Source organism: Mesorhizobium sp. WSM4820, from assembly GCF_055811075.1.
On the sequence record NZ_JBVVQN010000015.1, the window covers coordinates 1 to 15,258 of the forward strand.

Annotated in this window: 15 protein-coding genes and 1 pseudogene; 10 read left to right on the forward strand and 6 right to left on the reverse strand. The window is 62.9% G+C overall.

Annotated elements, in window-relative coordinates:
- The first annotated feature begins 228 nt into the window (after positions 1–228).
- Both AC0L2R_RS22860 and AC0L2R_RS22865 read left to right on the forward strand, forming a co-directional pair.
- Positions 229–582: a YciI family protein gene (locus AC0L2R_RS22860; RefSeq protein WP_027155901.1), complete on the forward strand. Its 354-nt coding sequence runs from the start codon at positions 229–231 to the stop codon at positions 580–582.
- Entirely contained in the window at positions 582–1,832 is a 1,251-nt protein-coding gene (locus tag AC0L2R_RS22865) for an RNA polymerase sigma factor (protein WP_473511674.1), read from the forward strand. Before AC0L2R_RS22860 ends, AC0L2R_RS22865 begins: the two co-directional genes overlap by 1 nt.
- Before the next feature lie 323 nt (positions 1,833–2,155).
- On the opposite strand, the gene cysK is transcribed toward AC0L2R_RS22865, so the two are convergent.
- The 3 genes from cysK to hrcA all read right to left on the reverse strand — a co-directional run bounded on the left by cysK (position 2,156) and on the right by hrcA (position 4,835).
- Positions 2,156–3,136, reverse strand: a complete 981-nt coding sequence (gene cysK / locus AC0L2R_RS22870) for a cysteine synthase A (RefSeq protein ID WP_023803671.1) — start codon at positions 3,134–3,136, stop codon at positions 2,156–2,158.
- Positions 3,137–3,440: 304 nt separating this feature from the next.
- Positions 3,441–3,638 (reverse strand): hypothetical protein, encoded by a 198-nt coding sequence (locus AC0L2R_RS22875; RefSeq protein ID WP_023803672.1) that lies wholly within the window; start codon positions 3,636–3,638, stop codon positions 3,441–3,443.
- Positions 3,639–3,719: 81 nt separating this feature from the next.
- Positions 3,720–4,835 (reverse strand): heat-inducible transcriptional repressor HrcA, encoded by a 1,116-nt coding sequence (hrcA, locus tag AC0L2R_RS22880; protein WP_027155899.1) that lies wholly within the window; start codon positions 4,833–4,835, stop codon positions 3,720–3,722.
- Between the two features lie 135 nt (positions 4,836–4,970).
- Here hrcA and rph point away from each other — a divergent pair, with 135 nt between their 5' ends.
- The 5 genes from rph to AC0L2R_RS22905 all read left to right on the forward strand — a co-directional run bounded on the left by rph (position 4,971) and on the right by AC0L2R_RS22905 (position 9,468).
- Entirely contained in the window at positions 4,971–5,687 is a 717-nt protein-coding gene (gene rph, locus AC0L2R_RS22885; RefSeq protein WP_023803674.1) for a ribonuclease PH, read from the forward strand.
- A gap of 7 nt (positions 5,688–5,694) precedes the next feature.
- Entirely contained in the window at positions 5,695–6,105 is a 411-nt protein-coding gene (locus AC0L2R_RS22890) for a VOC family protein (protein ID WP_473511676.1), read from the forward strand.
- Positions 6,105–6,767: an RdgB/HAM1 family non-canonical purine NTP pyrophosphatase gene (gene rdgB / locus AC0L2R_RS22895; RefSeq protein WP_473511677.1), complete on the forward strand. Its 663-nt coding sequence runs from the start codon at positions 6,105–6,107 to the stop codon at positions 6,765–6,767. Before AC0L2R_RS22890 ends, rdgB begins: the two co-directional genes overlap by 1 nt.
- Complete coding sequence (hemW, locus tag AC0L2R_RS22900) at positions 6,764–7,927, forward strand: radical SAM family heme chaperone HemW (RefSeq protein WP_473511679.1); 1,164 nt, start codon at positions 6,764–6,766, stop codon at positions 7,925–7,927. Before rdgB ends, hemW begins: the two co-directional genes overlap by 4 nt.
- A gap of 137 nt (positions 7,928–8,064) precedes the next feature.
- Positions 8,065–9,468: a caspase family protein gene (locus tag AC0L2R_RS22905; RefSeq protein WP_473511681.1), complete on the forward strand. Its 1,404-nt coding sequence runs from the start codon at positions 8,065–8,067 to the stop codon at positions 9,466–9,468.
- 239 nt (positions 9,469–9,707) lie between these two features.
- Here AC0L2R_RS22905 and AC0L2R_RS22910 read toward each other — a convergent pair whose 3' ends face one another.
- From AC0L2R_RS22910 to AC0L2R_RS22920, 3 genes are all read right to left on the reverse strand, one after another.
- Positions 9,708–11,354 carry a caspase family protein gene (locus AC0L2R_RS22910; protein WP_473511682.1) on the reverse strand — a complete coding sequence of 549 codons (1,647 nt, stop codon included), beginning with the start codon at positions 11,352–11,354 and terminating at the stop codon, positions 9,708–9,710.
- A gap of 25 nt (positions 11,355–11,379) precedes the next feature.
- Positions 11,380–12,285 carry an FHA domain-containing protein gene (locus AC0L2R_RS22915; protein WP_473511683.1) on the reverse strand — a complete coding sequence of 302 codons (906 nt, stop codon included), beginning with the start codon at positions 12,283–12,285 and terminating at the stop codon, positions 11,380–11,382.
- 410 nt (positions 12,286–12,695) lie between these two features.
- Positions 12,696–12,893 carry a hypothetical protein gene (locus AC0L2R_RS22920; RefSeq protein WP_139172565.1) on the reverse strand — a complete coding sequence of 66 codons (198 nt, stop codon included), beginning with the start codon at positions 12,891–12,893 and terminating at the stop codon, positions 12,696–12,698.
- A gap of 166 nt (positions 12,894–13,059) precedes the next feature.
- On the opposite strand from AC0L2R_RS22920, the gene rsmI reads away from it, so the two are divergent.
- The 3 genes and pseudogenes from rsmI to AC0L2R_RS22935 form a co-directional block, all read left to right on the forward strand.
- Positions 13,060–13,989 (forward strand): 16S rRNA (cytidine(1402)-2'-O)-methyltransferase, encoded by a 930-nt coding sequence (gene rsmI, locus AC0L2R_RS22925; RefSeq protein WP_473511685.1) that lies wholly within the window; start codon positions 13,060–13,062, stop codon positions 13,987–13,989.
- Entirely contained in the window at positions 13,982–14,359 is a 378-nt protein-coding gene (locus AC0L2R_RS22930; RefSeq protein ID WP_473511686.1) for a YraN family protein, read from the forward strand. The genes rsmI and AC0L2R_RS22930 overlap by 8 nt, the downstream gene beginning before the upstream one ends.
- Positions 14,360–14,748: 389 nt before the next feature.
- Positions 14,749–14,874 (forward strand): annotated as a pseudogene (locus tag AC0L2R_RS22935) (winged helix-turn-helix domain-containing protein); the annotation flags it as partial.
- Between the last annotated feature and the right edge of the window lie 384 nt (positions 14,875–15,258).

A 15,258-nucleotide genomic window follows, 5' to 3' on the forward strand; every position in this document is an offset into this window, starting at 1 on the left:
ACACCGTCACATCAAAGGAATGCGCCAACTACTTCACCGAGGCCGGCTATGTCCCAACCTAAAATCATCGCGCTCTAGACGAACGGCTGGGTGATGCCGCAACGCATGGCCGCTTGCGCGATGTGCGATCGGAGCCGAAAGATTTTCGCAGAGCCTGTCGAAATCGCGCGTGGCCGCGCGACATACGTTCGGCTCGCAACGATGCGGCCTTCGAAAATGGAGAAGACCATGCGATACATGCTTTTGATCTACGTGAACGAAGCCGCGATGGCGGCCGCGCCGACGGAGAAGACCTACGAGATCAGCGCAGCCTATGGCGCCTATACCGAAGCGTTGAAGAAGTCCGGCTCCTGGTTGGCCGGTGACCGGCTGAAGCCGACCCAAGCCGCGACCTCGGTGCGGATGGCCAACGGCAAGACCAATGTGCTCGACGGTCCCTATGCCGATACCAAGGAGCAGCTCGCCGGTTTCTACATGATCGAGGCGGAGGACGCCGACGCGGCTATTGCCTGGGCGGCGCGATGCCCAGCTGCCAGCACCGGCACAGTCGAGGTGCGGCCGATCTGGGAACAAACCATGTGATGACGAATGACCTTGAGGTCGCCCGGGCGGCGGCGGAAGCGGCCGCCCGGCAAAGCTACGGCAAGCTCATCGCCTTCCTCGCCGCCCGCACGCGCGACGTGGCCGGCGCCGAGGACGCGCTGGCCGACGCCTTTGCGGCGGCGCTGGAGCGCTGGCCGCAAACCGGCGTGCCGCAGAAGCCGGAAGCCTGGCTGCTGGCGGTGGCGTGCAGACGCCGCGTCGACGCGATCCGGCGGCGGCTGACCAGTGAGGCGAGCCGCGACCATCTCAGGCTGATCGCAGAGGAGATGGAGGCCCGCATGATCGATGAAGACCTGCCCGATGAGCGGCTGCGGCTGATGTTTGCCTGTGCCCATCCGGCGATCGAGGCTGGCGTGCGCGCGCCGCTGATCCTGCAGGCCATTCTGGGCTTCGACGCAGCGACGATCGCCTCGGCCTTCCTGGTGTCGCCGGCAACGATGGGCCAGCGCCTGGTGCGCGCCAAAAGCCGCATCCGCGAAACCGGCATTCCGTTCCGGGTGCCTGAAAGGACCGAACTCGGCGAGCGGCTGGATGCGGTGCTGGAAGCGATCTACGCCGCGTTCGCCGAAGGCTGGTCCGACCCGGCCGGCACCGAAACCCGCCGCCGCAATCTCGCGACCGAAGGCATCTGGCTCGGCCGGCTGGTAGCCTCGCTGATGCCGGATGAGCCGGAAGCGCTTGGCCTGCTGGCGCTGATGCTGTTTGCCGAGGCGCGGCGTGCGGCGCGGCGCAACGCCGCCGGGGACTATGTGCCACTGGCCGAGCAGGAGCTTGCGCTGTGGGACGGCGCCTTGATCGACGAAGCTGAGACACTGCTCAGGCGCGCCGCGACCAAGGGCGTCGTCGGCCGCTACCAGCTCGAGGCGGCCGTGCAATCCGCCCATACGACCAGGCGGCTGACCGGGCGGACCGACTGGGTCGCGATCAGACATCTCTACGACGCGCTGTCGGTGATTGCCGCCTCGCCGGTGGTCTCGATCAACCGCGCGGTGGCCATTGCCGAGGCCGACGGCGCCGCGGCGGGATTGAGTGCACTTGATGAGCTTGGTGGAGACAAGCGGCTGCATGATTATCAGCCTTACTGGGCCGCCCGCGCGGGCCTTCTGGCCAGACTCGGCAAAACTCGGGAGGCTACTGAGGCCTATGACCGGGCGATCGGCCTCGAACGCGACCCGGCCGTGCGCCGGTTCCTGCAGGCACGACGGGCTGGGCTCGCAGCCGAAGAATGAGGTGCGGGAAAGGCCGGGATCAGACATGATCCGATGTTTGGGATCTAAGGCCGGCCGCTGGCGCCGCCCCTCATTGTCCTGCCCGTCCTCCGCAGCAACTGCGGAGGGTGGACCGTAAACGGGGAGAAAGAGGCCGGGTCGCGGTGTCGGCACTTTTTTCTGCAACGCTGGCGATTGGCGAACCCGTCAATGAGAGCGCCCCCTCGCCCCGTTTACGGGGAGAGGATGCCGGCAGGCAGGATGAGGGGCGGCGCCGGCTTCGACAATTGGCGGGCGCTACGGAAGCGCAGGAAACCGCAACCGCAGGCCGGCACAAATATGCCCTAAGCCCCCAGCCCTTCGAACAGGATCGTCGACAGATAGCGTTCGGCGAAGGACGGAATGACTACCACCAGGTTCTTGCCCTCGTTCTCCGGCCGCGAGCCGACGACGATCGCCGCCTGCAGGGCAGCGCCCGACGAGATGCCGACCGGCACGCCTTCGAGGCGGGCGACAAGCCGCGCATTGGCGACCGAATCCTCGTTGGAGACCTTGACGATCTCGTCATAGATGGTCGTGTCGAGGATCTTCGGCGCGAAGCCGGCGCCGATGCCCTGGATCTTGTGCGGGCCGGGCTGGCCGCCCGACAGCACCGGCGAGGCCTCCGGCTCGACGGCGACGACATGCACGGAGGGCTTGCGCTGCTTCAGCACCTGGCCGACGCCGGTGATGGTGCCGCCGGTGCCGATGCCGGCGACAAAGATGTCGACTTCGCCATGAGTGTCGTTCCAGATTTCCTCGGCTGTGGTGCGGCGGTGAATTTCCGGATTGGCGGGATTTTCGAACTGCTGCGGAATGATGGCGTCGGGCAGCGTCGCGGCCAGTTCGTCGGCCTTGGCGATGGCGCCTTTCATGCCTTTCGGCCCTTCGGTCAGCACCAGTTCGGCGCCCAGCAGCGCCAGCATCTTGCGGCGTTCGACCGACATGGTTTCCGGCATGGTCAGGATCAGCTTGTAGCCCTTGGCGGCGGCGGCGAAGGCGAGCGCGATGCCGGTGTTGCCCGAGGTTGGCTCGATCAGCGTGGTCCTGCCGGGCGCGATCCTGCCCGATGCCTCCAGCGCCTCGATCATCGAGACACCGATGCGATCCTTGACCGAGCCGATCGGGTTGAAGAATTCGAGCTTGGCCAGCAGATTGGCGACGACGCCCTTTTCCCCGGCGAACTTGTCGAGCCGCACCAGCGGCGTGTCGCCGATCGTCTCGGTGATCGAATTGTAGATGCGGCCGCGGCCGGGCACAGGCACGGTGGTGGCGGGCTTGTTCATTGGTTTCGCTCCCAAGAGGTCAGATGGGCAAGGGTCAGGCAATCAAGTGAGTCAGGCAACTAAGTCTCGACCAGGCAGGATAAAGCCTTCGGCCGCGCAAGCTAGTCTGCCGTTTGAAAATATCCGCTGGGTCGCATGCTGAATACATCCTCGCCCGCAGGTGACGGCCAGATGCAACCGTCGCCGTCCTCCGGGCACCGCATCACTTGCCGGTCGGCCCCAGACCGCGTCGCCGGAGACGACGAATCCGGTCACGAGATCCTCATGCTCGCCGGTCGGCTAGCCGTCCTTGCACCTTTCGGGCTCAGTTCCCGGCGGCGTAGAAATCGTCGTCGAGGCGCTTTTCCAGCGCGACGAGATCGGCCGGCAGCGGCAGGCCCATGGCGCGCATCTCCCCCAGCTTTTCGCGCAACTGCTCCTGCACTTCATGCTGATCCTCGGGCTGGTTGATCATCTGCTCGAGCAACAGGCTGATCTGAGCCTTGAATGATTCCAGCGCCATTTTTTTCTCCTTGAGGTTCCCTTAAGCGTGTCGCGTTGGAAGGATCCGTGCGACGCGCTTCGGTTTTTTGGGCGACATGCATTATCGCAGCATGCGGGAAATAAGCTGCGCGGTATAGTCGACCATCGGCACGATGCGTGCATAGTTCAGCCGGGTCGGGCCGATGACGCCGAGCGCGCCGATGACGCGGGCGTCCTTGTCGCGATAGGGCGCCACGACCAGCGACGACCCCGACAGCGAAAACAGCTTGTTCTCCGAGCCGATGAAGATGCGCACGCCGGAGCCTTCCTCCGCGAGGTCGAGAAGCTGGATCAGCCCGTCCTGCGTCTCCAGATCCTCGAACAAATGCCGCAGCAGCTCGATGTCGGCCTGGGCGGTGACATTTTCCAGCAGATTGGCGCGACCGCGCACGATGAGACGCGCCGGCAAGCCGCTCTCGGCGCCTGCCCAGACAGCAAGGCCCTTCTCGACTAAATCCTGCGACAGCGTGTCGAGGGCGGCCCTGGTTTCTTCCTTGATGCGGGCGATCTCGACCCGCGCCTCGGCCAGCGTGCGACCGCGGATATGGGCGTTGAGGAAATTCGAGGCTTCGTGCAGTTGCGAGACAGTGATGCCGGCGGGCAGGTCGACGACGCGGTTTTCGACGTCGCCGTTCTGCGACACCAGCACGGCCAGCGCCTTGTTCGGCTCGAGCTGGATGAATTCGATATGCTTGAGCGCCACCTCGTTCTTGGCGGCAAGCACGAGGCCGGCGCCGCGCGACATGCCGGACAGCATCTGGCTCGCCTCGGTGAGCATGTGCTCCAGCGTCGCACCAGAGCCGGAGGCGCGTACCTGCGCCTCGATGGTGCGGCGCTCCTCGTCGGAGAGATCACCAAGCTCCATGAAGGCATCGACGAAGAAGCGCAGGCCGGCCTGGGTCGGCAATCGGCCGGCTGAGATATGCGGCGCGTAGATCAGGCCGAGATGCTCGAGATCGCTCATCACATTGCGGATGGTGGCCGGCGACAGCGAAGACGGCAGGATACGCGACAGGCTGCGCGAGCCGACCGGCTCGCCGTCCTTCAGATAGGAATCGACAATGCGCCGAAAGATGTCGCGCGAGCGCATGTCGAGCGATTGAAGGGCGGGCGATTGAAGCGCGGGGGATTGGAGCGCTGCCGCCGACTGGGAACCGGGATCGACTGCCTTGGTCATTCGAGCCAAATACCTCCGGCCCAAGGATATAGACATCGGCCGCGCCCGCGCAACTGGTCCATTTTCCTTTGCGCCTCTCGTCGCGTGCGGCTACAAGCCGGCCACGACTCCTAAATCGACAAGAAAGAAGCCTGAATGCGCCCTTCCAAACGCCAGTTCGACGAAATGCGCGCCATCTCCTTTGAGCGCGGCGTCTCCAAGCACGCGGAAGGCTCGTGCCTGGTAAAGTTCGGCGACACCCACGTGCTTTGCACCGCCAGCCTCGAAGAAAAGGTGCCGGGCTGGATGCGCAATTCCGGCAAGGGCTGGGTGACGGCGGAATACGGCATGCTGCCGCGCTCGACCGGCGAGCGCATGCGCCGCGAGGCTTCGGCTGGCAAGCAAGGCGGCCGCACGCTGGAAATCCAGAGGCTGATCGGCCGTTCGCTGCGCGCAGTGGTCGATCTGCAGGCGCTGGGTGAGCAGCAGATCACCGTCGACTGTGACGTGATCCAGGCCGATGGCGGCACGCGCACCGCCTCGATCACCGGCGGCTGGGTGGCGCTTTACGACTGCCTGCGCTGGATGGAAGCCCGGCAGATGGCCAGCGTCGCCAAGGTGCTGAAGGACCATGTCGCGGCTATCTCCTGCGGCATCCACGACGGCCAGCCGGTCATCGACCTCGACTATCTCGAGGATTCATCGGCCGGCACCGACGCCAATTTCGTCATGACCGGCAAGGGCGGCATTGTCGAGATACAAGGCACGGCCGAGGGCGAGCCTTTCTCGGAAGAGCAATTTGCGGCGCTGATGGAATTGGCCAAGAAAGGTATTGCGCGACTGGTCAGCCTGCAGCAGATGGCTGTAGCTTAACCCTGTCATGACCCCTTCTGCCATCCTCGAATCAGCGCTATATGTGATCGACCTCGCTGCCGCGGAAAAATTCTACACCGATGTGCTCGGGCTCGATCTGCTGGGCAAGGTCGACGGCAGGCATCTTTTCTTCCGTTGCGGGGACGGCGTGCTGCTCATCTTCAACGCCGAGGCGACCAAGATGCCGCCGGCGCCCGATGCCAAGCTGAAAGTGCCGCCGCACGGCACGGTCGGCGACGGCCATCTCTGCTTTGCGGCGAGCGCGGACGAGATCGTGCGCTGGAGAGCGCATCTTGAGCGCAAGAAAATCGCCATCGAGAGCGAGTTCGAATGGCCGCAGGGTGGCCGCTCGATCTATATTCGCGACCCCTCCGGCAATTCGATCGAATTCGCCGAACCAAGAATCTGGGGCATCTGATGCAGTCGCTTGATGGACATGAGATCGTTGTCGCCAGCCACAATGCCGGCAAATTGCGCGAATTCGCCGATCTGATGGCGCCGTTCGGCATAGAAGCGAAGTCGGCCAAGGAATATGGCCTGCCGGAGCCGGACGAGACCGGCACCACCTTCGAGGAGAACGCCTATATCAAGGCCTTTGCCGCCGCCAAGGCGACAGGCCTGCCGGCATTGTCGGACGATTCCGGCCTGTGTGTCGATGCGCTGGGCGGAGCGCCCGGCGTCTACACCGCCAACTGGGCCGAGGCGCCCGACGGGAGCCGCGACTTCGGCATGGCGATGCAGCGAGCCGAAGTGGCGTTGCAGGAAATCGGCGCGGTTGATCCAGCGCAGCGCAAGGGCCGTTTCGTCGCCGTCATCTGCCTGGCCTTTCCCGACGGCGCGGCCGAATATTTCCGAGGTGAGGTCGAGGGCACGCTGGTATGGCCGCCGCGCGGCGAACTCGGCTTCGGCTACGACCCGGTGTTCGTGCCGGACGGTTTCCAAAAGACTTTTGGCGAGATGACCGCAGAGGAGAAACATGGCTGGAAGCCCGGCCAGCCGACGGCATTGTCGCATCGGGCTCGCGCCTTCCAGAAATTCGCACAGGCCAGACTGGATTTGGCGCGATCGGCGGTGAAATGACCATGCTGCTCGACCGCAGCCCCGGTTTCGGCGTCTACGTGCACTGGCCGTTCTGCGCGGCCAAGTGCCCCTATTGCGACTTCAACAGCCATGTCCGCCACCAGCCGGTCGACCAGGAGCGTTTCGCGCGCGCCTTCGAGACCGAGCTTGCGACGATGCGCAACCGCACCGGACCGCGCGAGGTGACCAGCATTTTTCTCGGCGGCGGCACGCCATCACTGATGAAGCCGCAAACCGTCGCGACGGTGCTGGACGCGGTGGCGAAGAACTGGACGGTGCCTGCCGGCATCGAGGTGACGCTGGAAGCCAACCCGTCTTCAGTCGAGGCCGAGCGCTTTCGCGGCTATCGGGAGGCAGGCGTCAACCGAGTGTCGCTCGGCGTGCAGGCGCTGAACGACAAGGATCTGCGCTTTCTCGGCCGGCTGCACAATGTCGATGAAGCGCTGCATGCGATTGGGCTGGCGCGTGAGATTTTCCCGCGGCTGTCGTTCGATCTGATCTACGCACGGCCCGGCCAGACACCGGAAGCGTGGCAGGCGGAGCTCGAGCAGGCGATCGGCCATGCCGCCGACCATTTGTCGCTCTACCAGTTGACCATCGAGGAAGGCACGCCGTTCCACGCGCTGCATGCGGCCAGGAAATTCGCTATTCCCGACAATGACCATGCCGCCGATCTCTATGCGCTGACGCAGGAGATCACCGCCGCGCATGGGCTGCCGGCCTATGAGATTTCGAACCACGCCAGACCAGGCGCCGAAAGCCGGCACAATCTCACCTATTGGCGCTATGGCGAATATGTCGGCGTCGGTCCCGGCGCGCATGGCCGCTTCGTCGAAAACGGCCGTCGCGTGGTGACGATCGCCGAACGAATGCCGGAAACCTGGGCCAATCTGGTCGAGGCCAAGGGCCATGGCGTCACCGGCGGCGAGATCCTGACGCGCTCGGAAGAGGCCGACGAGTTCCTGTTGATGGGACTGAGGCTGGCCGAGGGAATCGACCTCTCGCGCTACGAAGCGTATTCCGGCCGTGGCCTGTCGACGGCGCGGCTGTCGATGCTGCAGGGCGAGGGGCTGGTGGCGCCGATCGGCAATGCCCGCCTGCGCGCCACCCCGGCCGGCATGATCGTGCTGGACGCCGTAGTGGCCGATCTGGCGCGGTAATATGTCCACGAAGGAATATCTCAGCGCCGGGCCAGCCTGCAATCCGCGACCGATATTTACTTGCAAGCGTGGGCCTGACTGGTCAAGCTTCTGTCGGGTGCCGCTAATATGCGGTTGAAGCAGAGCACGGGGCTAAAATGCGCCTCTTCAACATCGCGCTTGCTGTCCTTGCCCTGATCGGCGGGCTGGAGGTGGCGTGGGCTGAAAAACGCGTTGCGCTGGTGATCGGCAATTCGAACTATCAGCGGGTGGCTAGACTTCCCAATCCGAACAATGACGCTGCTGACATGGCGACCTTGCTCTCAATGGTAGGGTTCAAAGTATCTCGCAAGATGGACTTGGACCATACCGCGTTCAGGAAAGCTCTGCAGGAGTTCGGTCGCGAGGCGGAAGGTGCTGATTTCGCAATAATCTTCTTTGCGGGACATGGGGTTGAGGTTGAGAATAGAAATTTTCTGGTTCCTACAGATGTCAGCCTGAGCGCTGATTCCGACGTGGAGTTTGAGGCAATCCCGCTCGATTTGGTGATGAACGCGTTGTCCCGTGTCTCCGGCGTGCGAGTGGTTCTACTTGATGCTTGCCGGGACAACCCCTTTATCGCGGCCATGCGAAGATCAAATGCAACGCGTTCCATTGGCAGAGGCCTGGCTGCGATTGAGCCGGCAGCCGGAACTTTGGTCGGGTACGCTGCGAAGGAAGGTACGACCGCATTCGATGGAGCGGGACGGAACAGTCCCTACACTGCAGGGCTGTTGGCGCATTTGGGTGAACCCGGGGTAGACATCCAATTCGTGTTTCGCAAGGTTCGCGACACTGTTCTGGCCGCGACAGGCGGCAAGCAGGAACCATTCACGTATGGATCGCTGCCTGGCAGGGAAATTTTCATTGCCCCTCCTCGTGGCGCAACGGCAGTCTCGCCAGCCAACAACAGCCGAGATGCGAGCCTGACGGAAATCGAGTTGTGGACCTCAATCCGCGGCTCCAAAAGCAGCGGAGCGTTAAAGGATTATCTTCGACTGTACCCGGACGGCCTGTTTGTGCCTCTCGCCAGACTCCAGATTCAACAGTTGGAGAATGCAGATCATCAATCGGACGCCAACCAGGAAGATGCCCCGAACGAACTGGCGAAGCGGATACAGCGCGAGCTTGGCCGCATTGGGTGTAATCCGGGAAACCCAGACGGCATCTGGGGTGGAAGAACCCAGGAGGCGTTGCGCCGTTTCGCTCGCTACTCCGGCGCTAAGATCGACATGGCGAAACCGACAGAAATTGCTTTGAGGAAACTGGAAGGGAGCACAGCTCGCGTGTGTCCGGTGGTTGCCCGGCCGAATTCGATAGAAAAACCCCGCCATGCGAATAACCCGAACACCCGGCCACGATCGCCAACGGAACAGAAGCGTGCCGCCGCTGCTCCGAGCGCGAGCAGGCCAGCTCGCGTTTGCAGGGCAGAAACCCACGATGAGTGCAGGGTCAGAGCGCGGGCCGCCGGGGCTCGCCGGGGCAGCGGCTTCTGCCGCGATCGACTTACAATCTGCGAGTGACGTGCCTCGGCAGAGGCTGCCGATCGATCACGGCCACGGGGCGTGTGTTGAAGCCGGCGAGAACCGGTAAGCGGCAGCCGAGAGGCATGCTGCCGATCCCATCTTCCACCTCGTCCTATTGAAACTCGATAATGTAGCCGTGCGAGCTGTTTTGCGGACCCATGTCGTCCCACGTGCTCGCCTTGAGATCGGCCGTGTCGCGGTTGCCGTCCAAATGAGCATAAAACATCGCAAAATCATCACCCTGTTTGTGCTCGTTGGGGTGGTTGCGAAGCCAATTGTTGTAAGTCATTGCCTCGCCGGTCAGCCATCGCCAGCCGCCACGAGGCTCGCGCCCCCCCCGGATCCTGCTCAAGGCCGATCCACGGACCCATCTTGTAGGACACTCTTCCGTCGAAGCCAGTTTCGAACATCCGTTCATCAGTCTCGAACAGCCCGTAAATAAAGTCGTTCTCCGCCTTTGACGAGATCGCCGCCAGATGCGCTTCACACCGCTGGGCAGCAGATTTGGCGGTCTGCCAAGACGAGTGGCGATCGTAAACCGCCACATAGAGGCGGCTCCCAAACTCGCCGTAGATGATTTCTTTGCCCCTGAGGCACTGCGCGGCGCGAATAGTGCGCTCATCGGTTTCGAGCCCTTTCAAATCCTCGGGGTCGAAGAGCCGCGCCTCGTCGGCAGATACGACGGAATCCGTGCTCGTGACGCCAACCAGCTCCAGCCCGTTGGCGACGACGTTATTGATGTATCCAGTCTCGGTGAGCCCCAGCGCCTTCTGGTATCGAGAGATCGCCCTGCGAGTCTTTTGACCGAGATTGCCGTCCGCCGCACCTATGTCATATCCGAGGTCGGAAAGCGTCAGCTGGATTTCCTTGCGTTGAGACTGCGTCAGCTTCATACGGCGTTCAGCTTCCTGCGGCGACACGAGGCCATCGCCGCCACCTTCGAGCAGACGCAGCGCAGCGCGAGCGCTGTCGGAGAAAGAGCCGGATTGGTGCTTGGCCAAGTAAAGCTGCCAGCCGCGTGCAGTGGCAATGCGCTCGGCCTTTTCGAAATCTATCTGGGCGAGAAAATCGGATGCGGCGACAGCGGTCGCCGGCGCACTGGCGTTGAAGTAAAATTCAGCGGCAATGTTCGAGACGATCTGCGGCGATTGGAGGTTGTTCGTCTTTATGCGGACATCGCGGATCACACGCTTGAAAGCCGTACCTACCTCTAGCGAAGGGCTGGACATATGTTCAACTAAGGCCGTCGTGAAAGGCGAGTTCTCACCGACTCCATCGTAGGCGACCTGGCCAGGCGAAGCGGAGAAGGCGATCATCGTTCCCGAGCCGGTGGGACCCACAGGCGCCAGCCCCTTCAACGCAGCGCCGCGGGTGACGCCTTCGACGCTTGCATTCAGCCGGTCGGCGATCGGATTATTGCGACAGGCATCGACGAAAAGAAGCGACAGCGAGGCTTTCCGCTCCATAGTGCCTATAATGGAATTCAGCGCGATGGCTTCGGCATCGACGTCAAACTCCGACAGCAGCTCGGCATCGAGCCCGAGCAGAAAATTTTCGCCTTTCAGCTGCATCCCGTGGCCAGCGAAGTAGAACAAGGCGGTGTCGGCTGGCCCGATCTTCTTTGAAAAAGTAGAGAGTCCTCTCGCGAAACCGGCCCGGTCCACATTGATCAGACTGTCTACCTCGAAGCCGTTTTCCTTCAGGAACGCTGTAAAGGCACGGGCGTCGGCGGCGGCGTTCGCCAACGGCGTTGTCGCCGTGTAGGCAGAATTCCCGACTACCAACGCAAGGCGCTTACCTTCCGCAGCGCGTAGCGGCGCTGAAAAGCCCAGCACGATCAGAAGCAAAAAGAATAGAAATGCCTGAAGATTTCTGAGCCCCATGGCTGCCTCTCCTATGCTGGCGCGACTATTCTAGGCTGAATACCTCGATCATCTCGGCGCGCCCTTTGACCTCGTGATGGCCGCAGGACTTGAAATATTGTCTGCCTTCAGGCCAGTGCTCGACGAATTGGGCGCTGACCAACAGTGGCTTGTCCAGTTTTCGCGTCAATCCCTCAATACGAAAGGCCAAATTCACGGCATCGCCCAGCGCGGTGTTGATGCCTTTGCCCATAGCGCCGATAGCAACTTCACCCACATGAAGGCCAATGCGGCAGTCGAGTACGATGTCTTGTTGTTCCCGGACCAGTACTCGGGTTGGCGACGTAGCCGCGTCTTCCGCAGCGCGGAGCGCCTGGGCAGCCTGAACCGCAGAGACACAGGCATCCGCTGCGGTCCCGTGCCAATAAGCGAATACACAATCACCGATGAATTTGTCGATCGAGGCGCCGTAGTGCTTCAAGATCATATTGCAGTCCAAGTACCACTCGGCCAGGAGGGCCGCCACCTGTTCCGGGGACAGCCTTGCGCTAATTGCGGTAAACTCCTTCAAATCAGCAACGAACAGGGTGGCCGGCCGGCTCTTGGGGGCTGCCGGGTTGCCCCATTGCGTTTTTGTGTTCGCCACTTGCGAGTCTGGATCGGGGGCAGTCGTGCCCTGGTCGAAAAGAAAAATCGATCTGCCGAACTGGACGCGATCGCCGGTGTGCAGCACACGCGCGGTTGTGAGCGCCACGTCATTCACATAACTGCCATTGACGCTACCGACATCAACAACCCAGTAGTTCGCGCCGTCGCGCCGGATCGTTGCATGCTGGCGCGAAACTTCCCCGTCCTCCAGGCGTATGGTGGCATGTTCGCCACGGCCAATCAGGTTGAAATCTCCCAGCCTATAGGCCTCACTGCTGCTCAGTGCGGTTAAAGTTGCCGACATGATCCTCTCCCGTACGCTCAAGTGCGCACGCAGGTTCAATATTAGCACGTTATGAACAGAGGCTGGCGACATTCCAGACGACGAGTCATGAACCCAGTCTGGAAGCGTTTGCTGGAAGCGCGGGTCTCGAACTATCCGGGTTGAATGATGTGGCCGAGCGTTTCCCCCGCGCTTTAGAGGGAAGTGTCTCGGCCAATCGCGAAGATCGCGGTAGTCAGGCGTCGTGCTTGGGGCGGCGCCTGGCGTGGTCTTTCTCGGCGTCCGCCTCACCGTCGCGAGCCGGCTTGGCCTCGCCCTTGTCGCGGCGTGCACGGTATCGATCGCTTGTCGGATGTGGGGGCGCTCCATTGCGGGAGCTTTTGGTTTCAAGGCGGGTGATGAAAATGTCGAAGCGATTGGGCATCGTCTGGTCAGTGCTCCATCGTGCTGCCGGTGCCGGTCGAGGGCTCGATCTCGAGCTTGGTTGCCTTTGACGGCCGACGCTTTCGCGGCCTTTTAGCCGAGCCGGCGCCGGCTTTGGCAGGCAGGCCCTTGTCCTTTCGCACGGCAAAGCGCTTGCGGCCTGCATAATAGGGTTCGAAAACGTCTTGTATCTTGAGGCTGTCCATCCTGCTCCTCCCGAGATCAGGCATAAATCCGCCGGGCACGGTTTCGTTCCGCAGTGTGGCAAAGGCATGACAGCCGCGTCACTTCGGCATGGGTTTTGCAACCCGGCGTGAGCCGTGCCAAACAGGGCCGAATGCATTCAAGGTCAGAGCCTGACGGGGGACACCAGTGACCGGCGAGTCGGCAAAACGCAGCTACGTGATCGGCCAGACCGAGATACCGGCCCGGCCGCTCGAGCCGGCGCTCTACCTGGTGGCGACGCCGATCGGCAATCTCGCCGACATCACATTACGCGCGCTTGAAACGCTCGCCGCCGCCGACATCGTCGCCTGCGAGGACACGCGTGTCAGTCGCGTGCTGCTCGACCGCTACGGCATCCGCCGCCGCACCACTGCGTATCATGAGCACAATGCCGGCGAGGCCGGCCCAAAACTGATCGCAGCCTTGCTGGCCGGGCAGAGCGTGGCGCTGATCTCGGACGCTGGCACGCCGCTGATCTCCGATCCGGGCTACCGACTGGTCGGCGAAGCGCTCGACCAGGGCATTCGCGTCGTGCCGATCCCCGGCCCGTCGGCGCCGCTCGCGGCGCTGACGGCCTCCGGCCTGCCCTCCGACGCCTTCCTGTTCGCCGGCTTCCTGCCGGTGAAGACCGGCCAACGGCTGACCCGGCTGGAAGCGCTTAAAACCGTGCCGGCGACGCTGATCTTCTTCGAATCGCCGCGCCGGCTGGCCGAGACGCTCGGTGCCATGGGCGAGGCGCTGGGCGGCGCCCGCAAGGCCGCGATCGGCCGCGAGCTGACCAAGACCTTCGAGGAGATACGGACCGGCACTTTGCAGTCGCTCGCCGATCATTACGCGGCGGCCGACACGCCGAAGGGCGAGATCGTCATCTGCGTCGGCCCGTCGGACGCAACGGCCGACGAGCCGGCGGACATCGACCGGCTTCTGCTTTCGCTTGCCGCCGAGATGCCGGCCTCCAAGGCGGCGGCGGAAGCCGCCAAGATGACCGGCGGCCAGAAGCAGGCGCTTTACCGGCGGCTGCTCGAACTCAAGGACACCGGCAAAGACGGCGACACCGGGAAAGACAGCGATGGCTGAACGCCCGGTCGCCAGCCGCCAGCGCGCCTATCGGCGCGGCCACCGCAGCGAGTGGCTGGCTGCGGCGGCGTTGATGGTGAAGGGCTATCGGATCCTGGCCCGCCGCCACCGCACGCGGTTCGGCGAGATCGACCTGATCGCGCGGCGCGGCAACCTGGTGCTGATCGTCGAGGTGAAGGCTCGCCGCACACTGGTGGAAGCGATGGAAGCTGTTCGCTGCGAATCGGAGCACCGCATCGAAAGCGCCGCCGATCTCTGGCTGTCGCGCCAGTCCGACTATGGCAGATTGTCGGTGCGCTTCGACATGGTCGCGGTGCTGCCGTGGCGCTGGCCGGTGCATGTCAAGAATGTTTTTTACGGGCGGAGCTAGGCTCTGGAAGTCACCGGTGGGATCCGGATCGCAGCGCACTGACCATTCCACGTAGAACGCTCCATCGCGGCATAATCCAAGTCGATGCGCCAGCCGGCTCGGTCGTGAATTTCCGGACGTTTGCGATCGCAGCGTCAAGGTTTCGTCCCGGGAAGCAGCGCCGACTTTCAAACGCTGGTTGACTTTCGGCGACAGGCGCCGATTCTCAAGTCAAAGGCGGCCTGCCGAGCAACGTGCCGCCCGAACGATCAGCACGATGATCGAGAGCAGCCTTGAACCTGGTCAATCCACCGAGCCTTGCTCTAAACGGTGTCGAGTTCGATTTCGACGCCGGTCTCCTGCACGGCGAGCATGGTGAAGATATCCCGCTGAGGCCTCAATCGCTCGCGGTGCTGAAGCATCTGGTCGCCAACGCCAACCGTGTCGTGACCAAGGAGGAGCTCCTGGACGCTGTCTGGCCCGGCATCGCGGTGACGGAAAACAGTCTTTCCCAGTGCATCAGCGAAATCAGGAAAGCCATCGGCGACGAGAAGCAGAGCCTGCTCAAGACAGTCGCGCGACGGGGATATCGCTTTGTCCCCGAAAGCCAAGCGCCCGGCATACCTCACGATCGCTACCCGCAGGTTCACGGCACTGCCTCTCCTGACCAGCACGAGACCAAAAGCCGGCGAAGCCTGATATTTGTAAGCGCTGTACTGGCAATCATTGCCGCAGTCGCGGCGTTCATCTGGAGGCCTACATTTGATACGGGAGTGCCGACCTCGCTCTCGATCGCGGTTCTGCCGTTCGCAAATCTCAGCGAAGCCGAGGAGCAGGCCTATCTTGCCAACGGTTTCGCGGACGATCTGACGACAGAGCTGGCGCGCGTTCCCGGCCTGTTCGTCGTCTCGCACAATGCC